Genomic DNA, 23594 nt, shown 5'->3' on the forward strand with positions numbered 1-23594 from the left:
TTCCTTCTTTCCAGATGTGCATAGTGAGGCAGCCTTGGAGGACAACGCCCGCTGAGCTCAGTTGGTTAGAGTACTTGCATGACATGCAAGGTGTCACTGGTTCGAGTCCAGTAGCGGGCACCAAATTAAATACAAAAAAGCCCACTATATGTGGGCTTTTTTGTATTTAAAATTTAGCGTTATATAGACGACCAAGCATACTGAATAATGGCGAGATTTGCTGTGAAAACAATGTTGGTTTTAGTGGTCGCGTAACAACAAATTAATCCTAAAAGACTTAGCCACGTGTTACCCAAGTAGCTTAGTTATCGATAACGCCTTCCCTTATAGGGAAGGCGTTATTCTGTTTAAGACACTACCTTTTTCGGTTGATAGAAGTATTTCTTGATAAGCGAAATGATGACGGGTCCAATCAACACGGCAACAGCAATCGAAGTAAAGGTTAGCGTAATTGGACGCTCCCACAGGAAGCTTAGCTCGCCGTCGGCAATCAACAGTGCGCGGCGTAAGTTTTCTTCCATTAGGCCGCCTAAGATAAAGCCGAGCAGCAGAGGTGCAAGAGGGAAGTCCGCTAACCTGAGAGCAATTGCCGCCATCGCGACTAAGATCATGATAAACACGTCCATAGTATTGAATGAGACAAGGTAAACACCAGTGATAGAGAAAAAGATAATCATTGGTAGTAGTACAGTCCTTGGTACGGCAAGCAGTTTTGAGATGTACGGAATCAAAGGTAGATTTAAAATTACCAATACGACATTACCAAAGTACATGGAAATGATCACAGACCAAAAGACATCGGGATGCTCGACGAATAAGCGAGGACCAGGCTGTATTCCGTAAGCAATCAATGCGCCTAGCATAATCGCGGTAGTGCCTGAACCGGGGATACCCAGCGTCAACAAAGGAACAAATGAGCCACTTGATGCGGCGTTGTTCGCGGACTCAGGAGCGACTAAACCACGGATACTGCCCTTACCAAACTCGTCTCGTTTTTCTTTAGGAGCCAGGTTTCGTTCCATCCCATAGGATAAAAACGCAGCAATGGTTGCGCCAGCGCCAGGTAAGACGCCAGTGAAAAAACCCAATATGGAGGAGCGAATAGACACGGGAGCGACTTCCTTAAACTCTTCCTTAGTCACCTTCATACTACCAATGTCACTCATTAGGCTCTTTTCTTCTCCGCGAGTGTCTTTTTCTGGTTTCAATACGCCCATTAGGGTTTCACCCAAGGCAAACGTAGCCATCGCGAGTAATAAGAAACTAAAGCCGTCCATAAGATCGGTCAGGCCAAATGTAAAGCGTTCAACACCAACGCCTTTATCAATACCAACGGTTGAGATCATTAAACCCAGTATCGTCATCATCCATGCTTTAATGACTTGCCCTTTACCAGCAAAAGCAGCCACAGCAGATAGGCCGACCAGCATAAGAGCAAAGTAATCAGAAGACTGAAAGCTCAACGAGACTTTTGCTAACGCTGGTGCGGCGAACAGCAACATGATTGCGGAAAGTGTACCGCCGGTAAATGATGAATAGGCCGCTAAAGCTAAGGCTTTACCTGCCTGGCCTTTACGTGCCATAGGATAGCCATCAAATGCGGTAACAACGGTGGAAGAACAACCCGGCGCATTAATTAAAATTGAAGAGGTTGACCCTCCAAATACCGCGCCATAGTACACGCCAGCCATCAGAATCAAACCTGATGATGGGTCTAACCCGTAAGTAATAGGGATCATCAATGCAATTGCTGAGATTGGGCCAAGACCTGGTAGCATTCCAATGAAAGTACCAACAAAACAACCAACGATCACCATCATGATATTCATCGGCATAATGGCCGTGGACAAGCCTTGTAAAATTCCGTCTAACATAATGGTGTCCTACCAAAGAGTAAAAATAATGCCGGGTTCAAGGTAGATGTCTAAACCCTGAGTGAGCATAAGATAAAAAGCGATTACAAAAGGAAACGAAGCGCCGAACAGGATTTTTTTGCGTCGTTCACCAAGTAAATAAAAACCGAACATAAGAAAGAAGCCGGTAGCCAGTACAAAACCAAGATAGGTGAGCCCGACACCATACAGCGCCATCAAAATGATGAATCCCGATAGCAACGACCAGTTCAGGTTTTTGTTGTCTGCATTTTTATGATTGGGTTGCCCCGTGACCAACAATAACAAAGATAGGCCGACGCCAATAAAGGCAAGAATGGTCGGAAGCGTGCGGGCGGTGAAAGGTTCATATTCGTCGCCAGGGAACATTGGGATTAACGATCCTTGGTATCCATAACCAAGGCAAAAAATAAGAAAAATCATCGCACCCACGCGGTCACGGCACAGGAGATTCTGTTTGGTAAACGTACTAGAGGTGAAAGCTGGCATAACGGACTCCAACAACTATTTAGCGATAAAAATTGAACAAAGAAAAAAGCCGACCATAAGGGGGCGATAGGTGCTCGACCCAAGTGGGTAGTTGACGTAATCTCATGAACTGAGTGTCAGTGAGTAAGATTAGCGTCAGTGATACCCAATTAAACAAAGGAGTACAGCGAGTCACAAAATGAACTGAAGGGTTCGTTATTGTGTCTTATAGCCGGCAAAGAAGCGGGCGAAGAGATGTCATCTCATCGCCAAATGTGCCAAGGTCGCTATTTGTTTAGGAACCCGAGTTCGGTCATTAAGGCACCCATTTGTGTTTCTTGATCCTCTAGGAACTTATAAAAGTCTTTATCGGCTTTATAGTTATCAATCCAGCCATTTCGGTCGCGGACAACCGCCCATTGCTCGGTGTCGTACATCTTGCTTAACGCCGCATTCCATTCATTGACTTTTTCTTCGCTGATACCGGGAGCGGCAAAGAATCCACGCCAGTTAGCAAACACAGTTTCATTGCCATATTCGGTTAAGGTTGGAATGTCTGGCGCTGCTTCTAAGCGCTTTGGTGCGGTTACAGCGAGTACTTTTACTTGCCCAGACTTAGACATTTCTAATACTTCACCTAGGCCAGTGGAAAGAAGTTGCGTTTCACCGGACAGCAATGCCGCCATCGCTTTTCCGCCCGCATCATAAGCAATATAGCGAACCTTCTTAGGGTTAAACCCTTCTCCTTTGAATGCCGCCGCGACCACTAAATGATCCATACTGCCTCGTGCTGAACCACCGGCAATTTTTACTTTTTTTGGATTTTCTTTAAAGTCAGCAACGACATCTTCCCAAGTATTGTAGGGAGAGTCAGCCGATGCCACTATCGCGCCATAGTCAGCAATAGTCGCGGCAACAGGAGTGAGATCTCGAAAAGACTGTGGAAATACTCCGGTCAAAGAGCGCACGACGATGGGGGTAGAATTTACCATCAAGGTATCTTCTTGGCGCTGGGCCGTTTCAATGAGATGAGCGATTGCTTTACCGCCCCCACCACCAGATAAGTTTTGAAAAGACACATTGTCGACAATGTCGGCTTTGACTAACACATCGCCCGTTCCTCGAGCGGTCATATCCCAGCCACCGCCTGCGCCACCAGGGATCAAGAAATGAATCTTATCGACATCGGCGGAGTATGCGCCGAAAGATAGGGTAGCGGAGATAATTGAAGCTGCTACTGCAGGTTTAAATGCCTTAAACATGTTCACGTTCCTTATGTTGACTATCGTAGTCTGCCAGCTTTTTCACGGTTGCTGGTGACGTCTATGGGTTGCTTAAAGGTTATTGAATTGTTAATGGCAGCTCAATATAGAGACGATATTGAGAATAAAGAGCATAGATTTGATTTTGTTCATACTGTTCACGTAGGGCGAGAAGTATTAGACATTAGTCTACATTGTCGACAATGTGGTTGATATTTGATCGAAAGAGTGCTTAAATTTCACCCTATAAAAGTTATTGTCGACAATGTGGATAAGCGGTTGAGTGAGAAATGGATGGATATGAAGGTTGCAAGTCAAGATGACACCGTCATAAAAGAAGTAACAAAGTCAGAAAATTTAACTGAGTTGTTAATCGAAAATATTGTGAATGGTGACATTCCATCGGGAATGAAAATATCTGAGCCGGAGCTAGCAAAGCGCTTTTCGGTGAGCAGAGGCCCATTAAGAGAAGCGATAATGAGGTTAGAAGGACTTGGGCTTATTGAGCGGATTCCTCATGTTGGTGCGCGGGTGATTACCCTATCACAAACTAAGCTCATGGAGCTTTATTCTGTACGAGAGGCTCTTGAAGGTATGGCCGCAAGGCTCGCGGCGCGGCACATAACGATGTCAGAAGTCGAGCAACTCGAACTGCTGCTTGATCAGCATTCTGAACATATCGATGAGGTGGATGGCGCTTCATATTTTCATCAACATGGTGATTTTGATTTTCATTATCAAATTATTAAAGCAAGCCAGAATAACCAACTTATTAATTTGCTGTGCAATGAGTTGTACCACTTGCTGCGCATGTACCGATATCAATCGCCGAGAACACATTCTCGCCCTGAATCGGCATTGAAAGAACATTTATTTATCCTTGATGCGATTAAAAATCGAGATGAAGAGTTGGCTGAGTTATTAATGCGACGCCATATCTCTCGAAGCAAAGCATTAATACAACAGCATTTAAATGACAACGACGAATAGGGAGCAACATGACATGTCTACATCTCCAGGACAATTATTTCGTGACGCCGTCACTAATAACCAGCCATTGCAGATTGTCGGTACGGTGAACCCGTATTGCGCCATGATGGCAAAAAATGTTGGACACCAAGCGGTGTATTTATCTGGTGGCGGCATTGCTAACGCATCATATGGGTTACCCGACTTGGGTATTACGACACTCAATGATGTGCTGGTGGATGTTGAGCGTATTACTAACGCCTGTGACCTGCCACTTTTAGTTGATATTGATACAGGGTTTGGTGGCGCTTTTAATATTGCCCGTACCATAAAGGCGATGGAAAAAGCAGGCGCGGCGGCCGTGCATATTGAAGATCAGGTCGCACAAAAACGTTGCGGTCATCGACCAAACAAAGCCATTGTTTCCATGCAAGAGATGCAAGACCGAATAAAAGCGGCGGTGGATGCCAAAACACAACAAAGCTTTGTGATTATGGCTCGCACGGATGCCTTGGCGGTTGAGGGAATGGATAGCGCCATTGAGCGTGCAATTGCTTGTGTTGAAGCAGGAGCGGATATGATCTTCCCAGAAGCCATGACCACGTTGGAACAATACACACAGTTTAAAGCCGCGCTATCAGAGGCGACAAACAGAGACATTCCTATCTTGGCGAACATCACTGAGTTTGGTCAAACGCCTTTATTTGGTTGTCATGAGTTAGCCAATGCTGGCGTAGATATGGTGCTGTATCCGTTGTCGGCCTTTAGAGCAATGAATCAAGCGGCGGAAAATGTTTATCAACATTTGTTGGCACAGGGCAATCAGGAGGCGCTGATTCCGAATATGCAAACCCGCGCCGAGCTTTATGAGCACCTCAATTATCATCAATACGAAGATAAGTTAGACCAATTATTTAACGATCCGTCGGTGTAACGATTTATTAGCATCGGCACATCTTGAAAAATTAATCCAATTATTATGTGAAACACTTCCACATAGACCCGCAAAGGGCAATAAACGTGGAAAGTCGAAAAGGAGTTCAACATGCCAAATTCAACTATCGGTGGAGCCGGGCTTAGAGGCCAGAGCGCAGGGGTGACGTCATTATGTACCGTGGGGAAGTCAGGCGCGGGGTTGACCTACCGTGGCTACGACATTACTGATCTGGCTCAGCATGCTCAATTTGAAGAAGTCGCTTACTTGTTACTACAAGGCCATTTGCCAACGCAACAGGAATTGGACGCTTATAAGTCGACGTTGACCTCACTGCGTGGTCTTCCTGAGCCTCTCAAGCAAGCGTTGGAGTTGATACCCGCGAGCGCGCACCCTATGGATGTGATGAGAACAGGATGTTCAATGCTGGGCAACTTAGAGCAAGAGCATGACTTTTCTACTCAACAACAGGCAACGGAGCGAATGCTGGCCCTATTTCCGGCCATTATTTGCTATTGGTATCGCTTCAGCCATGACGGGGTACGGATTAATACCGACGATTGCTCTGAAGACAGCATTGGTGGTTACTTCCTCAAAATGCTAACAGGGCAAACACCGTCGGAACTTCATAAAAAAGTGATGCACTGCTCACTGATTTTATATGCCGAGCATGAATTCAATGCCTCAACCTTTGCCGCGAGAGTTTGCGCGTCAACGTTATCGGATATTCATTCTTGTGTGACGGCAGCTATTGGTACTCTGCGCGGTCCGCTGCACGGCGGTGCTAATGAAGCGGCAATGGATATGATTCAAGACTGGAAAAGTGCGACCGAAGCTGAAGATAACATCATGAAAATGCTGACAGATAAAGCCAAAATCATGGGCTTTGGTCACGCGATTTATCGTGAAAGCGACCCGCGAAATGCGCTCATTAAATCATGGTCGAAAACCTTGTCTGAATCAGTGGGCGATACACATTTATACGATGTGTCTGAACGAGTAGAAATGGTAATGAAGCGCGAGAAAGGCTTGTTTTGTAATGCCGACTTCTTTCATGCATCGGCGTATCATTTTATGGATATTCCCACCAAATTATTCACGCCTATTTTTGTCATGAGCAGGCTGACCGGCTGGGCGGCTCACGTCTTTGAGCAACGCGCGAATAACCGCATCATTCGACCAAGCGCTGATTATGAAGGACCAGAAAGTATGCCGTGGGTACCTATTGAGCTGCGGGATAAACATGAGGCGCGCGAATCAGTTCAAGCCTAGCCAACAACACGAGCCAATAGTCCATAAATGCGCCGGTTACACGGAATGCACAGCAATGAGTAATCATGATGATAAACACCTCTTATAGGAAGCCGCTCCCCAACTCTAATGTCGATTACTTTGACGTACGACAGGCCATTGACGATATCCAGCCTGATAGTTATCAGACGCTGCCGTACAGTGCGCGTGTGTTTGCGGAGAACTTAGTCCGCCGTTGTCCACCAGAGCAATTGACAAGAGCGCTTAAGCAAATTATTGAGCGCAAACAAGATGTAGATTTCCCCTGGTACCCTGCCAGAGTCGTCTGCCACGATATCTTGGGCCAAACGGCTTTAGTCGATTTGGCTGGATTGCGAGATGCGATTGCCGAGCAAGGCGGAGACCCTGCCAAGGTTAATCCTGTGGTGGAAACACAACTTATTGTTGATCATTCACTCGCGGTCGAACATGCCGGTTTCGAACCTGATGCGTTCGTTCAAAATAGAGCCATTGAAGACCGTCGAAATGAAGACCGATTCCATTTTATCGAATGGTGCAAGACGGCATTTGAAAACATTAATGTTATCCCCGCGGGTAATGGGATTATGCACCAAATTAACCTAGAGAAAATGTCGCCTGTTGTTCAATTAAAGGACGGTGTGGCATTTCCTGATACCTGTGTTGGTACCGATAGTCATACCCCTCATGTTGACGCGCTTGGTGTTATCGCCATTGGCGTAGGGGGGCTAGAGGCTGAGACAGTAATGTTAGGGCGTCCTTCGATGATGCGTATGCCTGATATTGTTGGTGTGAGGCTGGTGGGCACTCGGCAACCTGGTATTACTGCCACCGATATTGTCTTGGCAATGACGGAGTTCTTACGCCACGCTGGAGTGGTATCGTGTTATTTAGAATTCTTTGGCGAAGGCGCAAAAGATTTGACGATAGGTGATCGCGCTACACTATCCAATATGACACCTGAGTATGGTGCATCGGCAGGGATGTTTTATATCGACGAACAAACCATCCGTTATTTAACGTTAACTGGCCGCGAACCCGAACAGGTTGCCTTAGTGGAAAACTATGCCAAGCAAGCTGGGCTGTGGGCCGATGATCTCACTCAAGTTCATTATGAGCGAGAACTCGAATTTGACTTGTCTAGCGTTGAAAGAAACCTCGCTGGCCCGTCAAATCCACATCGACGCTTGCCTACGTCAGAGCTTGCTCTGCATGGTTTTGCTCGTACCAATCAACCGAATGAGCGACGCCATGACGCGGATGAAACCGTCATGCCTGACGGTGCTGTCATTATTGCCGCAATTACCTCTTGCACCAATACCAGTAACCCAAGAAATGTCGTTGCCGCAGGGCTCATTGCACAGAAAGCCAATGCCTTAGGGTTGGAACGAAAGCCGTGGGTGAAAACCTCCTTTGCGCCGGGTTCCAAGGTTGCTAAGTTGTATTTGGAAGAGTCGGGGTTATTGCCTGAGCTAGAGCAGCTTGGTTTTGGCATTGTGGGCTATGCATGTACCACATGCAATGGTATGAGCGGCGCGCTTGATCCAACAATCCAACAAGAAATCATTGAGCGAGACCTTTATACCACAGCGGTTCTATCGGGGAATCGTAACTTTGATGGGCGTATTCACCCGCATGCGAAACAAGCATTTTTGGCATCGCCACCTTTAGTGGTCGCCTATGCGTTAGCAGGTACGATGCGCGTTGATATAGAGAGAGATGCGCTAGGGTACGATAATCAGGGACAGCCTATTTACTTGCATGACATTTGGCCGACTGACGAAGAGATTGATGCCGTAGTGAATCAACACGTGAGACCTGAGCAATTCAAGCAAGTCTACATTCAGATGTTCAAGTTAGAAGACAGCCATGTACAAAGTGAACCGCTTTATCAATGGCGACCACAAAGTACGTATATCCGCCGTCCTCCTTATTGGCAAGGAGCATTGGCAGGAAAACGTTCCTTGCACGGTATGCGCGCACTGGCGGTATTGGGTGACAATATAACCACCGATCACTTGTCACCTTCTAACGCCATCCTAGCGTCTAGTGCGGCGGGCGAATACCTCACATCGATGGGGGTTCCAGAAGAAGACTTCAATTCCTATGCAACACACCGTGGTGACCATCTAACCGCGCAACGTGCGACCTTTGCCAATCCGAAGTTGTTCAACGAAATGGTATTAGAGGGCGGTGAACCGAAGCAGGGATCACTGACTCGAATAGAGCCAGAGGGACGAATCACGCGCATGTGGGAAGCCATTGAAACCTACATGGCGCGTAAGCAACCTTTGATCATTGTGGCCGGAGCGGATTACGGGCAAGGGTCATCACGTGACTGGGCGGCGAAAGGAGTGAGGCTGGCGGGTGTTGAAGTGATTGTCGCGGAAGGGTTTGAGCGTATTCATAGAACAAACCTTGTCGGGATGGGGGTGCTTCCGCTGCAGTTTAAATCGGGCACTAACCGTAAGACGTTAAACCTGAATGGTTCTGAGCAATACGATGTTGCTGGTAATATTGATGCGGGCGGCGATGTTGCATTGATCATCACACGCACTAACGGTGAGCGTGTGGATGTACCGGTGACGTGCCGATTAGACACTGAAGATGAGGTCAATGTTTATCATGCCGGTGGGGTTTTACAACGCTTCGCGCAAGACTTTTTAGCTAATTAAGGAGGCGATATGCAGTCGATAACATCACAAGCCCCGTCGTTACGGATTCCCGCCACCTACATGCGTGGTGGAACAAGCAAAGGCGTTTTTTTTAACGTCGCAGATTTGCCGAAAGAGGCCCAGCAAGCCGGTACTATTCGCGACAAGGTGTTGATGCGAGTGATTGGTAGCCCTGACCCGTATGGCAAACAAATTGATGGTATGGGTGGGGCAACCTCGAGTACCAGCAAAACCGTATTAGTCGCAAAAAGCCGCCATCAAGATCACGATGTCGACTACTGGTTTGGTCAGGTTGGTATTGAAACTGCGTTTGTGGATTGGAGTGGCAATTGCGGAAATCTGTCGGCTGCCGTGGGGCCATTCGCCATCCATGCGGGCTTAATTGACGAAGAGCGGCTTGTTCATGATGGATGGGTGGCAATACAAATCTGGCAAGCCAACATTCAAAAAACGATTGTTGCTTATGTCCCGATTAAAAATGGACAAGTAGTGGAACATGGCGATTTTGAACTTGATGGCGTAACGAATCCAGCGGCGGAAATAAAGGTCGAATTTCATCATCCTAGTGATGATGCCACCTCGATGTTCCCGACCGGTAATGTCGTTGATAAATTAGACGTACCGGGCGTTGGACAATTTAAAACCACCATGATCAGTGCCGGTATTCCCACCATTTTCATGGACGCCGAAGCGTTAGGATACCTGGGTACTGAAACACAATCAGACATCAATAGTGATACGTCTGCCTTGAATAAATTTGAAACCATTCGAGCCTATGGTGCATTAGCAATGGGCTTAATTGACGACCTACAAGAGGCTGAACATAGGCAGCACACTCCAAAGATTGCGTTTGTTGGCACGCCGAAAGATTACCTGGCATCGAGCGGGAAGCGTGTTAAAGCAAACGATATTGATGTCTTGGTGAGAGCGCTTTCGATGGGCAAGTTGCATCATGCCATGATGGGGACGGCGGCCGTTGCCATTGCTTCTGCTGCAAGTGTCCCCGGTACTATTGTGAACAGAGCCGTAGGTGGAGAGGTGAGAGAATCCGTCACTTTTGGTCACCCGTCTGGCACATTAACCGTTGGAGCGAAGTCTGAAGTAAAAGAGGCGCACTGGATAGTGGAGAAAGCTGTCATGAGCCGTAGTGCCCGTATTTTAATGGAAGGTTGGGTTCGTGTCCCTGCCTACATCGTTGACGCTAACGAATAATCAGGGAGAAAAGGAATGTCTCAATATTTAAAAGCGTATCAAAGTGCACAAGAAACGCCAGAAGTTTTTTGGCAAGCTCAAGCCGCGTTAATCGATTGGTTTACGCCTCCCCAAACGACTCTCAGTTATGATGACAACGGTATTGAACGTTGGTTCGCTGATGGCGTTATGAACACGTGTTGGTTGGCACTTGATTACCATTGTGAACAGGGGCGTGGCGAAAAAACGGCGCTCATTTACGATTCCCCCGTCACTCAATCTAAGCAGCGTTTTACCTATTTTCAAATGAGAGAGCGCGTTGCGAAAACTGCGGGAATGCTGGCAGAACAGGGCGTTGAAAAAGGAGACCGCGTTGTCATTTATATGCCGATGATCCCTGAAGCGGCGATTGCAATGCTTGCCTGTGCACGTATCGGCGCCATTCATTCGGTCGTTTTTGGTGGCTTTGCGCCCAATGAATTAGCGGTGCGATTAGAAGACGCTGAACCTAAAGTCGTTCTCACTGCATCCTGCGGTGTTGAAGTGAACAAAGTCCTACCTTATAAACCCTTAGTCGACAAAGCCATAATGGACAGTCGATGGAAACCTGATCGTGTTGTGATATGGCAACGGCCTGAGTGTGTGGCAGAACTCACTCAAGCAAGAGACGTTGACTGGAATGTGGCGTATCAAGAAGCACGACCTCATGATTGTGTGCCTGTGCTGGCAACGGATCCGCTTTATATTCTTTACACGTCAGGTACAACAGGCAAACCAAAAGGCGTGGTGCGTGATAACGGTGGACATGCGGTAGCCATGAAATATTCGATGAGCGCAATTTATGACATGCCCACTGACGGCGTGTTTTGGGCAGCATCAGATGTCGGGTGGGTAGTTGGCCACTCGTATATTGTTTATGCCCCCCTTATACATGGCTGTACGACCATCTTGTTCGAAGGTAAACCCGTACGCACGCCTGATCCGGGTGCATTTTGGCGCGTCTGTGATGAGTACCATGTTGATGTACTGTTCTCTGCCCCGACCGCTTTTCGGGCGATAAAAAAAGAGGACCCGGACGGGCTAGAGCTAGAGAAATACAATTTAACGAATCTCACCAGTATTTTTATGGCGGGCGAACGATTAGATCCGCCAACCTTAGAGTGGGTGACGACGCATACGAAAAAGCCGGTGATCGATCATTGGTGGCAAACTGAGACAGGGTGGGCAATTGCCAGTAACCCGATTGGTTTAGAGGCCATGCCAGTGAAAGCGGGTTCATCAACACTCCCAAGTCCAGGGTTTACGGTTGAGATATTAAATGAGTTAGGCGAGGCTTTACCAGCCGGTAAGCAAGGTTTTGTGTCTTTGAAAAGGCCATTGCCACCGAGTTGTCTCACCACGATCTGGCGAAACCATGACCGATTTGAGTCCGGTTATTTGAGCCAGTTTGAAGGCTATTACGTTTCAGGTGATGGGGGCTATCTTGATGATGATGGTTATCTCTTTATCATGGGGCGAGTGGATGATGTCATCAATGTGGCCGGTCATAGGTTGTCTACTGGAGAGATGGAAGAGATAGTTGGTGGGCACCCTGCCGTTGCGGAGTGTGCAGTCGTAGGTGTTCATGACGAATTAAAAGGGCAGTTACCACTTGGCCTGGTGGTACTCAAAGATGGGGTGAAAATTGATAGCCTAGCGCTGCAAGGTGAACTGATTGGCAAAGTTAGGCAGGAAATTGGTGCCGTAGCGTGTTTTAAGCATGCGTTGGTGGTTGAACGATTACCGAAAACCCGCTCAGGAAAAATCCTTCGTCGTGTCATTCGTCAAATTGCAGATGGTGAGGCTTACGTCGTTCCATCGACCATTGATGATCCCGCAAGTCTAAATGAAATTGAGGATGCGTTGCATAGCAATTAACAGGCAAGGCTGTTAAACGTTAACTGATACAAACGCTCGTTTACGCAATAGTTAACGAATTCAATTTCTATTTACTGATCAAAAGGGATCGTGCTCACTGCCCATAGTTTGAGTACGTGAGCCGGTTCCTGACAGCGACCAAATAGTATTTGGTGTTTTGCTGTGAAGGGGGCACCAATGTAAGTGGTGCGGCTAAACTGACCGTTTGTGAGATCAATCTGCGTTACAACCCGCCCTTTGAAGTTTTGAAATAGAGCGAATTGGTCACTTTGATAAATGAGTTGCGTTTGATAAAACCAAAAATGATCAGTACTTCCCTTAAGCAGACACTTTATCGGGATGAATGCTGTTTGGTCAGAGGAGGTGTTGGGTTTAGCGTTTAACCGATTAGTGAAAGATAGCCCAGAGATCAGAGCAGTCGATAACAGTATGCGAAAATACCAAGAAAGTATTTGTTTTTTAGATAAAATTAGTGCTTTGGAGGAAGATAACCGATTCATAAACAACTCCTTCGTGCACTGCTGGCGGATTAACGTCAAGCAGGGGCCGCTAAGTGAGGCTGCATTGTTACACAGGGGAACTGAACAACGGACGCTGGTATCAATAAGACAGGTACCATTAGTATAGCTGTCAACGTTGTCGTGATTTGTTACTAATGTGATATCCTCCCCAAATCACGCCTCAGTGAGATCACGATTAGAATTTCATTTGCACATACCTGACAAAACCCTCACACTGTGCGCACATTTTTGGTCGCTTCCTTCACTCTGTATTACATTCATAACGCTATGACATCATCCAGCTATAAAATACGCGCAGCAAAGCTAGCGGATATAGAAACGCTCAATGAACTGATGCATGCCCTGCATGAGCATCATCATAATGCTGTGCCCGAAGACTTTAAAACGGCAGATGAAGTTCAAGAAGAGAAAAGTATTGCTCGTTATTTGGATTCCCCGGATTGTTTAGTCTTGGTCGCGGAGCTTGGTGATGACATCATTGGTTTTGTCAGCGCACAATTTTGTGAGCTTACCTCACCGATTAGCAAGCCTATATTCGTTGGTAACGTGGATGAGCTTTATACCGAGCCTAAATATCGAAATATCGGTCTTGGCAAAGCGTTGTTGTGCAGTGTAGAGCAACGCCTGAAAGAACTCGGCGTTAAGCAACTCATGGTAGAAGTATGGGACTTTAATCAGCCTGCACTCAATTTGTATAAAAATGTGGGATTTTCTTCGCACATTCATTGTCTTAGAAAAAAAATATAATTTAGGTAGTTTTGTGACTCAATTTTTGAGCCATCTAGTCCTTGGACTTTCGCTTACACTTTTACATATCAGCTTTGCGGTTGCCAACGTTGAGTCTCTATCAACGACCACGCAAGGTGACGCTATTTCGATGCCTTTAGTTTCTCTTTCGGACGAGCCTTTGCCGTCGAGTGTGAGAGGGGCGCTTTGTATCGTCCGCAATAATGACCGTATTCTTTTGGTCAGTGAAATCGTGACAGGGAAGCTCTCTCTACCTGGTGGAACGATTGACAACAATGAAAACCCGCGCCATGCCGCGCAGCGTGAAACATGGGAAGAGGCGGGGCTCGTCGTCAACGTTGGCTCTGAACTGTTACGAACTCGCACGGCTGTTTTTTACGACTGCGATGCCGAGTCTGATGTTATTGCTTACAAAGAAAACAACACAGGCATTGGGGTGGAGCTACCAATATATTTTGCCCCTCATTACGGAGTCGAAGTTCGTAGTGCTCGGTTTGTTGCGCCTAATGCGATTACTCCATCAGACTACCGTTACCCAAAGCAATGGCCACAAGTCGTAGCGGTACTTTACAATGCGTCGCATCAGCCTGTGCAATATGTTGATAACCTTATTAGCGCTGCGCCTAAGTTACATCAGATCGAGTTGGGGTGGTTGCTAAGTGCACAAGAAGCCGTTATTGATGCGCCAATCTGGCTTAGAGATATTATTATTGCTGGTGGTAGAATTCTTCAAGTTCTCACTCAACCGTTGTTGCTTGTGTCGTTTCTGCCATTATTTATTTGGTTGTGGGGACGGTATTTCACTGCGCAATTGGTGTTTGCTGTCACAGCGACCTCTTTGTTTATCTTAGTGGTCAAACAAGGGTTTGCCTTTCCTGTTCCTCATGCCTACATACCGTCGATTAACTTTACTGAGCGTAGTGGTTTCAGTTTTCCTGATTTGTATTTGGCAAATTGGGTATGTATCTCAAGTATTGTGATAACTCAGATAAAACAAAGACTTGTGAGAGTGTTTACTATTGTGGCGATAGCACTGATGGCATTGCTCGCTTTTTACCAGTTTATAAGTGGTGCCTCGTTCTTATCGGATATGCTAGCTGGAGCAATACTAGGGGCGTTGGTGTCCTGGCATTTTATTCGTCACTATTTAAGTATTGCAGTGAGTGAAGATTATACGTTTACCAAAGTAACCCTTTGGCTCATTATGACAGCAGTGGCGGGGACGATATCAATGATTTGGCCGTACCCTATGTTTCTAAGTTGGCTTGCTTTGACGTTGGGTATGTTACTTTTTTCCATTGCGAGCCAGTTTTGTGCGCCTCGATCGGTGATGTGTCTGAAAGAATTATTGTGTTCACTTAGCATTACTCTTGTTCTGCTTTTAGGTTACTTTTCAGTTGAAGCTCAGATTTCGTACAGTAGCATCGGTTCTTTATTACTACATACGGCAGTATTGCCAATTATGGTAGCCGTTCCCGCGCTTGTTATGTTGGTGTTTCGTCTTCGTCGTTAACATCCTAAAATGACTTATTCCAGAATGTGACATAAAGATATTCAAGTGATTTGAAAGGGCATCGCTTCCATGACGATGCCCTTTTTTATTTGTCAGTCCCGCCTAGAAATTAACGGATGAACTATCAGCAATCACATCACAACTTGCCACCACGAGTGGCCTTGTGCATTTAAACGGTGTTCCTAAGTGACCACTGTTTAGGAGCATGGTTACAGTGAAGCTTGTTGCATCGATTGCTTACCATCGCGTTGTTGAGAAAAATACAATTTGGTCTCTTCAATGACGACATGTCTAAGAAGAACTAAGCCAATTAGGTTAGGGATAGCCATCAAACCATTCACAATATCAGCAATTATCCAAATCATGTCGAGATGCAAGAATGCCCCTGAGGCAACCAAGCCGACGAAGATAATTTTATAGGGTAGTACGGCTTTGGTGCCCATTAAGTAAACCACGCAGCGTTCACCATAATAGTTCCAACCCAGGATGGTGGTGAATGCAAAGAAGATTAGGCCAGTAGACACTAATAATGGGCCTAACGTGTCACTGTTTAAACCCACCGCGAAGGCGTGGGTTGTCATCGCTGCGCCAGCAAAATCACTTTGCCATGCACCCGTTAGAATCAACGCTAACCCGGTCATCGTACAAATAATGATGGTGTCGATGAAGGTACCGGTCATTGATATTAAGCCCTGACGCACACAGCTATCCGTTTGCGCAGCGGCGGCGGCCATAGGGGCGCTTCCTAATCCACTCTCGTTGGAAAACACCCCACGTGCGATGCCCGATTGAATCGCAAGCATGATGCTCGCGCCAACAAACCCCCCTGTTGCTGCGGTGCCGGTAAATGCAGAAGTTACCACGAGCGTCACGGCCGCCAGCAACTGATCAGCATTCATGATGATGACACTCATGCAGGCAATAACATAGAAAACAGCCATGGCAGGGACCACTTTGCCCGCGACTTTCGCGATGGATTTGATACCACCTAACGTCACAAAGGCGACGAGCAATGTCAGTACCGTTGCTGAGATCTCACGCGAAATACCGTATGAAATCTCGCTGGCATCAAGGATGGCATTCACCTGTGGAAATGTACCAATACCGAAACACGCGACGCCTAACGCGAAAACGGCAAACATTGTCGCGAGCACGCGAGAGCCGACGCCATCGCGAAGGTAGTACATAGGGCCACCCAGCATTTGGCCCTTGTCATCGACCTTTCTATATTTGACCGCCAGCAGACATTCCGCATATTTAGTCGCCATTCCAAACACAGCGGCAAGCCACATCCAAAATAGCGCACCAGGTCCGCCAAGTTTAATTGCGGTGGCTACCCCAACAATATTACCGGTGCCGATGGTCGCTGAGAGAGCAGTACAAAGTGCTGCAAAGCTAGAAATATCGCCATTAGTGGATTTATCTTTTGAAAAGACGAGACGGAGTGCGGTTGGCAAATATCTAAATTGCAGTAAGCCAAGTTTCAGTGTGAAATAGATACCCGTGCCCACAAGCAGAATTAAAAGTGGCGGGCCCCAGACAAAATTGTCGATGGTTTGAAGTGTAGATTGTAGATTGTTCATGATTTCCCCTTAATAAAACATAATTTAAGGAGAAGAGAGAAACGGCAGTAATCCATTAGACGCAAGCATCCAACGTACATTACCACTCATGAAAACGGTGAGTTGTTCAATGTTGTTATTCTCTCCTCTGTCCTTTTGCCTGAGAGTTTCACTCAACGTATGCGTCGAGCTTGCTCCTTCGGCGACCGATTTAACGGTTCTCTCCAGAGGTTCCTCCAACAACAGTCCTCACTTTATACTTCGATTAAATCGAAGTCTGATTTCTCAGAATAAAGCACCTGAAAGATTTACTTCTTCGGTGGGTTTGGTTAACTAAATGTAGTAATTTAGTTAATAACCTCTCTCCTGCTGTCTTCATCGGAACAATTATCTAATGTTAGATAATCTGCGGGAGCAATCGTAGCGCAGTTAAATAGATAAGTCATGAATAAATTTACAATTTTATTTCGGTAAATCGAGTGCTCTGGTCCGCCATTTGTTATATTTGAACAAGTTTCTGACTTAACGCAAATTGTATTAAGTTAGAGTAGCGTACAGTCAAGGTAACCCTTTGGAAATACGCTATTTTGTGTACTTTTTAGCCTTGTGGCTAAAGGAGCTGTTATGACTCGTTTAATCGCTATTGTATTTTTAATTGCGTTGGCATTTATACTTTTTAGGTATCGAACGAATGAAAAAGTACAAAAAGGTGTCATTGTCACCTTGTTGTCAGGTTTTGCCGTTTATGTCGCCACGCTCGTGGTCACTGAACTGATTCGTTAAGCGGTACGCGAAATATTCCTCTCAAATAGAAAATGTATGTACACGCTTTACAAGGGGCCCGTATGGAAAATAAAACTGAAAATCAACAACACGATGAAGAAGTAGTTGTTATTGAACAAAAAGACAAACGTGCCCGTTTGTACATTGGTATTGCTGCTGCACTAGGCTTAGCCGCTGGGGGACTGATTGGTGCAACTATCACCCAAAACGATTGGCAGCAGCGCTATAAAGAGCTTGATACTCGCTATCAAAATTCACTCCAGGTGACTCAAAAACATGATGTAGCGCTTAAGGACCAACTTGCCCAAGCCGATTCAGACGCGCAATTAAAGCTACGTAAGGCAGTCGAATCCAAAGTCGAGGCGCATCAAGTTGAGCTGGAGCAACTGAATGACAAGGTTGCTAAGCTAGAAAAAGATAATAAAGCGCTGCAGGGACAGGTAGCGAACCAGAAGCAAGCGATTGTGGTTCAGGAAGAAAAGAACACCAAACTTGTGAGAAAAACCGATATTCAAAGTTCAATGTTTGAACAATCTCAAGAGTTATTCAAACGTGAAAGTGAGTTGAAAACAGAAGTTGCCGTGTTAGAACAGGAAAAGTCTAAGCTTTTACCTGAGAGTAAGTCGTTGAAAAAAGACTGTGATTTGTTTTTAGAGGGCACATCATGGGACGCAAAATCTGATTCTTGCGATCGTAATGACAAAGTAAATTCAAGATTAAGCCAAATCGACCAAATGCTCAAAGTACACAATATGGATCTCAACCATATTGCGACTCTTAAGCAAGAGCTTGGTATCCAATAACGCACGTTTTAGTATAGGTTCATTTGATTTTAGCCCCATGCTGATAACAAATGAACCTCGTCTGGCGCTGTGAAATAGTAGTGTTATTGACCCAGTTACATCGTTTATGTAACTGATAATAAACGCGATAATGACTTCCTTCGTAATGGGTCGAGTTTCTTTGGCCATGTTAATGCTTGATCCGAATCGCGCATGTAAATTGGCAAACTAGTCTGTCTTATAGGATGTTTGCTTTGTTCCTGCCTAATTATCGTTATCCATTATCCTTTCCGGCTAGTGCGCTTTCACTTGCCATGCTATCGACCAGTGTGTTGTCCGAAAGTACTACCAACCTGACGACACATAATGGCAAAGCGCCTGCTGTCGTCAACGCAATCAATTATCATCACACTATCAATGTCCAAGATTATTTTGTTAGCGAAAAACTCGACGGGATTCGTGCAATCTGGACCGGTCAGCAATTAATCTCGCGCTCAGGTCGAGAGCTTCATGCGCCTGATTGGTTTATCGCGGATTTACCGAACTTCCCCGTTGAAGGGGAACTTTGGGCCGGGCGAGGGCAGTTTGCATTGGTACAACGCACGGTCTTAGACGCCGAACCTAACCACGAGGCATGGCGCCAAATACACTTCATGTTATTTGACTCCCCGGATCATATTGGGGCGTTTGAAGAGCGTTATCAGTTTCTTACTTCATTGTGTCAAAACTTGTCTGTGAAACATGTTAAATGTGTAGAGCAGACCGACATTGAATCGCATGAATCCTTGCAGCACCTTTTAGAAACGGTATCCCGTGCTGGAGGTGAGGGTTTGATGTTGAAATCGCGAATGAGCATATATCTGGCTGGTCGTAATACTTCTTTGTTAAAAATGAAGACCAATCAAGACTCGGAAGCGACAGTCGTGGGATATAAGGCGGGGAAAGGAAAGTACAAGGGAAAGATGGGGGCGGTTTTAGTGGAGTTGAAGGGTGGGACCCAGTTTTATATTGGGACGGGATTTAGTGATAGAGAAAGAAATGACCCACCTAAACTCGGTGATATCGTGACGTTCAAACATAATGGTTGGACAGAAAACGGCATTCCTAGATTTGCTCGCTACCAGAGAATTCGGTTGCCCGAATAGCGATCCGCTCGACGGTATTTTCTTAGGTGACCTCTATACTCTATCCATGACCAGCAGAACCTTAGCGTTGGCACGCAGTCAACGAAAGACGGCAACTGAGGAGACACATAATGAGTAAGCATGAAAAGTTAGACTATGTTGAATTTGCGGCGTGTGATTTGAGCGCGAGCAAATCATTTTTTACTGCAGTGTTTGGTTGGGAGTTTCAAGACTATGGCGATGAGTATAGTGCGTTCTCCAGCCAAGGGTTAAATGGTGGGTTCTACCAAGCAGATTTGAGTTCAGTATCCGCGCAGGGCGGTGCTCTACTAGTGTTTTACAGCAGTAATATCCAAGAAACGTATCAAAAAGTCATCGCTCATAACGGCAAAGTTATTCGTGAAATTTTTGATTTCCCCGGCGGTTGTCGCTTTCATTTTCTAGAACCTAGTGGTAATGAATTCGCAGTGTGGTCGGAGTCGAAATAAAAAGGCGTTGGCTGGTAACGCCAACGCCTAAAGCGTTAATAAGTCTAATTACAGCGAGCCGCGCTATTTATCTGCGACTTTACCTAACTTAACCCATGTATCAATAACGGTATCGGGATTCAATGATACAGAGCTGATCCCTTGCTGCATGAGCCATAACGCGAGGTCATCGTGATCCGATGGTCCTTGACCACAGATACCAACATATTTGCCAGCTTTGGTGGCCGCATCAATCGACATCTTGAGCATGGCCTTGACCGCTGGGTTGCGCTCATCAAATAGGTGAGCGACATCACCGGAATCACGATCTAGCCCCAAGGTAAGTTGCGTCATGTCATTGGAGCCGATTGAGAACCCATCAAAATACTTTAAGAACTCATCGGCCAATACTGCATTGGATGGAAGCTCGCACATCATAATGACTTTGAGGCCTTCTTCACCACGACGAAGGTCAAACTTTGCCAGTAGGTCGATGACAGATGCGGCCTCACTTGGCGTACGTACGAAAGGAATCATTATCTCAACATTTTTCAGTCCCATTTCGTTGCGGACGCGTTTAATTGCCTGAGTTTCAAGCTCAAAACAATCTTCAAATGCCGGTGAAATATATCGAGACGCACCACGGAAGCCCAACATTGGGTTTTCTTCGTGCGGTTCAAAACTTGCGCCACCAACTAGGTTGCTGTACTCATTTGATTTAAAATCAGACATTCGCACGATGACACGTTTTGGCCAAAAAGCTGCCGCGATCGTTGCGATGCCTTCGGTGAGCTTACTGACATAAAAATCGATGGGGTCTCGATAACCGCGTATACGTTGAGTGATGTCGGCTTGTAGCGCTTCAGTTTGTGCATCAAAGTTAAGCAGTGCTTTGGGGTGAATACCTATCATCTTGTTGATGATGAACTCTAATCGAGCCAACCCTACACCTTCATTAGGAAGCTGTGCAAAATCAAACGCTCGATCTGGATTACCCACATTCATCATGACCTTGGTCGGTAACATTGGCAGCTCATCAACCGCAGAGCGTCGGATTTCAAAATCCAGCTCGCCTTCATAAACGTAACCCGTTTCCCCTTCTGAACATGAGACGGTCACAATAGAGCTGTCTGATAAAGAAGATGTGGCATCGCCACAGCCTACAATCGCAGGAATACCAAGTTCACGAGCAATAATCGCGGCATGACAAGTTCGGCCACCGCGATTAGTCACGATTGCCGATGCTTTTTTCATCACTGGCTCCCAATCTGGGTCCGTCATGTCAGTGACAAGCACGTCGCCTTCTTGCACCAATGACATTTGATCTAGAGAATCCACTAAGCGAACAGGACCGCTGCCGATGCGTTGGCCAATTGAGCGACCTTCTACCAACACTTTAGCCTTGCTGTTAAGTTGGAAGCGCTCAATAACGTTTTTCTCGTTTTGTGAGCATACTGTTTCTGGGCGAGCTTGTACGATATACAGCTTGCCGTCAAAACCATCTTTGGCCCATTCAATGTCCATCGGACGTTGATAGTGTTTTTCAATGATCATCGCTTGTTTTGCGAGCTCTTTAATCTCATCATCGGTTAATGAGAATTGGTTTTGTTCTTGCTCTGTTGTGTCAACGATATCGACTTGCTTACCAATTTCCTGATTGGAAGAGTAAATCATTTTGATCAGTTTAGACCCAAACGTTTTTTTAACGATAGGGGCTTGGCCTGTTTCAAGCAGTGGCTTGTGGACATAGAATTCGTCAGGGTTGACGGCACCTTGTACGACCATCTCACCCAATCCCCAAGCCGACGTGATAAATACGACTTGGTCAAAGCCCGTCTCGGTGTCTAGCGTAAACATAACACCAGAAGAGGCTTTGTCCGAACGAACCATGCGCTGGATGCCTGCCGAGAGTGAGATACCGCGGTGGTCAAACCCTTGGTGTACACGATAAGAGATAGCGCGGTCATTAAACAACGAGGCATAAACGTGTTTAGTCGCTTCCAGCACAGCGTCAATACCGTGCACGTTCAAAAAGGTTTCTTGCTGGCCTGCAAAAGACGCGTCGGGCAGATCTTCTGCCGTAGCCGAAGAACGCACGGCGACGGATAAAGCCGGGTTGTCATTGATCAATTCAGAATAATTAGTACGAATATCTTGTTCAAGATTGGCAGGGAACGGGGCATCGAGCACCCATTGACGAATCATTGCACCTGTCTTTCGCAGAGCGTCAACATCGTCAACATCTAGTTCATCTAATAAACCGTGGATGCGCTCATCAAGACTTTCAAAATCTAGGAACTGATTGAACGCGTGGGACGTGGTGGCAAAGCCGTTTGGGACAGAAACACCAGCATTAGAAAGGTTTGACACCATTTCACCTAATGAAGCATTTTTTCCGCCGACTTTGTCGACATCTTCCATCGATAGGCCATCGAACCAGAGGGTATTTTTTTGCATGTCTTTCTCCAGAAACATTGCAGCGTAGGGTAATAAGCAAACGATTACGTATTCAGTTGGAAAATAGTTAACATTATTTTTCAAAACTGTGGGGGGACGTTATTGAATGCTAGGGTTTGTTATCGATATTATGTAACGCATCCTACTTAAAATAATCTGATAACTTAACTATAAAATGAAGAATTTAGGCCAAAGTCGTGACGTATTCTACGTTTCTGACGGAACAGCGATTACTTGTGAGACATTGGGACATGTGGTTTTGGGGCAATTTGCCATTACGGCTAGAGAAAAAACGTTTCCGTTTGTGGAAAGCGAACATAAGGTAGATGAACTCATTAGAGAAATTAATCAATCTTATGAACGTCACGGCGTTAAACCCCTCGTGTTTTTTTCTATTGTTCTTCCTCAAATTCGGACTAAATTACTCGCGGCGTGTGCGCACAGTTATGATGTCTTGGAAAGCATGGTGGCGCAGGTGCAAGGTGACCTGAAAATGGAACCAACACCCAAATTACAGCGTTCACATAGCGTTGCTAAAGATTCTGATAAATACTTTGATCGTATTGCCGCCATCGAATATACGTTGGCGCATGATGACGGAGTGTCGTTGAAGAACATTGAACAAGCCGATATCATTTTATTGGGCGTATCAAGAAGTGGTAAAACCCCAACAAGTCTTTATATGGCGATGCAATTTGGTCTGCGTGTGGTGAACTATCCCTTTATTGATGACGATATAAAACGGCTACGTTTGTTGCCTGAGTTTGAAATTCATCGTCATAAGTTGTTTGGATTAACGATTGACCCTGAACGGTTGACTGAAATCCGTGAAAATCGTTTGGCAGGCAGTGACTACGCGAGTACAGAGCAATGTTTGCAAGAACTGGCGAGCGTTGAGGCGTTGTTTCGTAGGGAAGCGATTCCGTATATTAATACCTCGTCATTGTCAGTAGAGGAAATTTCAACGCGAGTGTTAGAGCGAGCAGGGTTGAAGAGACGTTTATTCTAAAGATCAGCATAGGTCATCACATTCTCGATAGGTTGTTAACGTGCTCAAGGTA

The 23594-nt window shown here is 46.0% G+C and carries 19 protein-coding genes, 1 tRNA gene and 1 riboswitch; of the genes, 14 read left to right on the forward strand and 6 right to left on the reverse strand.

Annotated features, from left to right (window positions below; translation table 11 throughout):
- Positions 1-46 precede the first annotated feature (46 nt).
- Positions 47-123, forward strand: a tRNA-Val gene (locus ACE1OE_RS14505).
- A 224-nt stretch (positions 124-347) separates the two neighbouring features.
- Here the strand turns inward: ACE1OE_RS14505 and ACE1OE_RS14510 are convergent.
- From ACE1OE_RS14510 to ACE1OE_RS14520, 3 genes are all read right to left on the reverse strand, one after another.
- Positions 348-1874, reverse strand: coding sequence for a tripartite tricarboxylate transporter permease (locus ACE1OE_RS14510; RefSeq protein ID WP_449211481.1), 1527 nt, complete (start codon positions 1872-1874; stop codon positions 348-350).
- A gap of 9 nt (positions 1875-1883) precedes the next feature.
- Entirely contained in the window at positions 1884-2381 is a 498-nt protein-coding gene (locus ACE1OE_RS14515) for a tripartite tricarboxylate transporter TctB family protein (RefSeq protein ID WP_449211482.1), read from the reverse strand.
- 266 nt (positions 2382-2647) lie between these two features.
- Entirely contained in the window at positions 2648-3622 is a 975-nt protein-coding gene (locus ACE1OE_RS14520; RefSeq protein ID WP_102467909.1) for a tripartite tricarboxylate transporter substrate binding protein, read from the reverse strand.
- Between the two features lie 294 nt (positions 3623-3916).
- Between ACE1OE_RS14520 and ACE1OE_RS14525 the strand changes: the two genes are divergently transcribed.
- From ACE1OE_RS14525 to ACE1OE_RS14550, 6 genes are all read left to right on the forward strand, one after another.
- Positions 3917-4612, forward strand: coding sequence for a GntR family transcriptional regulator (locus tag ACE1OE_RS14525; protein ID WP_449211483.1), 696 nt, complete (start codon positions 3917-3919; stop codon positions 4610-4612).
- Between the two features lie 13 nt (positions 4613-4625).
- Complete coding sequence (gene prpB, locus ACE1OE_RS14530; RefSeq protein ID WP_372060306.1) at positions 4626-5525, forward strand: methylisocitrate lyase; 900 nt, start codon at positions 4626-4628, stop codon at positions 5523-5525.
- A gap of 111 nt (positions 5526-5636) precedes the next feature.
- Positions 5637-6797, forward strand: coding sequence for a bifunctional 2-methylcitrate synthase/citrate synthase (gene prpC / locus ACE1OE_RS14535; RefSeq protein WP_449211484.1), 1161 nt, complete (start codon positions 5637-5639; stop codon positions 6795-6797).
- Positions 6798-6862: 65 nt separating this feature from the next.
- Positions 6863-9469, forward strand: coding sequence for a Fe/S-dependent 2-methylisocitrate dehydratase AcnD (gene acnD / locus ACE1OE_RS14540; RefSeq protein ID WP_449211485.1), 2607 nt, complete (start codon positions 6863-6865; stop codon positions 9467-9469).
- 9 nt (positions 9470-9478) lie between these two features.
- Positions 9479-10681, forward strand: coding sequence for a 2-methylaconitate cis-trans isomerase PrpF (gene prpF / locus ACE1OE_RS14545; RefSeq protein WP_449211486.1), 1203 nt, complete (start codon positions 9479-9481; stop codon positions 10679-10681).
- A gap of 15 nt (positions 10682-10696) precedes the next feature.
- Entirely contained in the window at positions 10697-12577 is a 1881-nt protein-coding gene (locus ACE1OE_RS14550; RefSeq protein WP_449211487.1) for a propionyl-CoA synthetase, read from the forward strand.
- A 71-nt stretch (positions 12578-12648) separates the two neighbouring features.
- Here ACE1OE_RS14550 and ACE1OE_RS14555 read toward each other — a convergent pair whose 3' ends face one another.
- The gene (locus tag ACE1OE_RS14555; RefSeq protein WP_449211488.1) at positions 12649-13077 is read right to left on the reverse strand and encodes a hypothetical protein; all 429 of its coding nucleotides are present in this window, start codon (positions 13075-13077) and stop codon (positions 12649-12651) included.
- A 288-nt stretch (positions 13078-13365) separates the two neighbouring features.
- Between ACE1OE_RS14555 and ACE1OE_RS14560 the strand changes: the two genes are divergently transcribed.
- Both ACE1OE_RS14560 and ACE1OE_RS14565 read left to right on the forward strand, forming a co-directional pair.
- The gene (locus ACE1OE_RS14560; protein WP_102467902.1) at positions 13366-13845 is read left to right on the forward strand and encodes a GNAT family N-acetyltransferase; all 480 of its coding nucleotides are present in this window, start codon (positions 13366-13368) and stop codon (positions 13843-13845) included.
- Between the two features lie 13 nt (positions 13846-13858).
- Positions 13859-15358 (forward strand): bifunctional NUDIX hydrolase/phosphatase PAP2 family protein, encoded by a 1500-nt coding sequence (locus tag ACE1OE_RS14565; protein WP_449211489.1) that lies wholly within the window; start codon positions 13859-13861, stop codon positions 15356-15358.
- A 209-nt stretch (positions 15359-15567) separates the two neighbouring features.
- Here the strand turns inward: ACE1OE_RS14565 and ACE1OE_RS14570 are convergent, their stop codons facing one another.
- Positions 15568-16941, reverse strand: coding sequence for an alanine/glycine:cation symporter family protein (locus ACE1OE_RS14570; RefSeq protein WP_449211490.1), 1374 nt, complete (start codon positions 16939-16941; stop codon positions 15568-15570).
- A gap of 117 nt (positions 16942-17058) precedes the next feature.
- A riboswitch (glycine riboswitch) is annotated at positions 17059-17158 on the reverse strand.
- A 386-nt stretch (positions 17159-17544) separates the two neighbouring features.
- Here ACE1OE_RS14570 and ACE1OE_RS14575 point away from each other — a divergent pair.
- The 4 genes from ACE1OE_RS14575 (at position 17545) to ACE1OE_RS14590 (ending at position 20097) form a co-directional block, all read left to right on the forward strand.
- Complete coding sequence (locus ACE1OE_RS14575) at positions 17545-17703, forward strand: hypothetical protein (RefSeq protein ID WP_372060297.1); 159 nt, start codon at positions 17545-17547, stop codon at positions 17701-17703.
- 62 nt (positions 17704-17765) lie between these two features.
- On the forward strand, positions 17766-18506 hold the full coding sequence (locus ACE1OE_RS14580) for a chromosome partitioning protein ParA (RefSeq protein WP_102467899.1): 741 nt from the start codon (positions 17766-17768) through the stop codon (positions 18504-18506).
- Positions 18507-18739: 233 nt separating this feature from the next.
- Positions 18740-19630 carry a DNA ligase gene (locus ACE1OE_RS14585; RefSeq protein WP_449211491.1) on the forward strand — a complete coding sequence of 297 codons (891 nt, stop codon included), beginning with the start codon at positions 18740-18742 and terminating at the stop codon, positions 19628-19630.
- 110 nt (positions 19631-19740) lie between these two features.
- Positions 19741-20097, forward strand: coding sequence for a VOC family protein (locus ACE1OE_RS14590; RefSeq protein ID WP_449211492.1), 357 nt, complete (start codon positions 19741-19743; stop codon positions 20095-20097).
- 63 nt (positions 20098-20160) lie between these two features.
- Here the strand turns inward: ACE1OE_RS14590 and ppsA are convergent, their stop codons facing one another.
- Entirely contained in the window at positions 20161-22551 is a 2391-nt protein-coding gene (gene ppsA / locus ACE1OE_RS14595) for a phosphoenolpyruvate synthase (protein ID WP_449211566.1), read from the reverse strand.
- A gap of 157 nt (positions 22552-22708) precedes the next feature.
- On the opposite strand from ppsA, the gene ppsR reads away from it, so the two are divergent.
- The gene (ppsR, locus tag ACE1OE_RS14600) at positions 22709-23542 is read left to right on the forward strand and encodes a posphoenolpyruvate synthetase regulatory kinase/phosphorylase PpsR (RefSeq protein WP_372060296.1); all 834 of its coding nucleotides are present in this window, start codon (positions 22709-22711) and stop codon (positions 23540-23542) included.
- Positions 23543-23594 lie beyond the last annotated feature (52 nt).

It is taken from the genome of Vibrio sp. E150_011 (assembly GCF_053544015.1).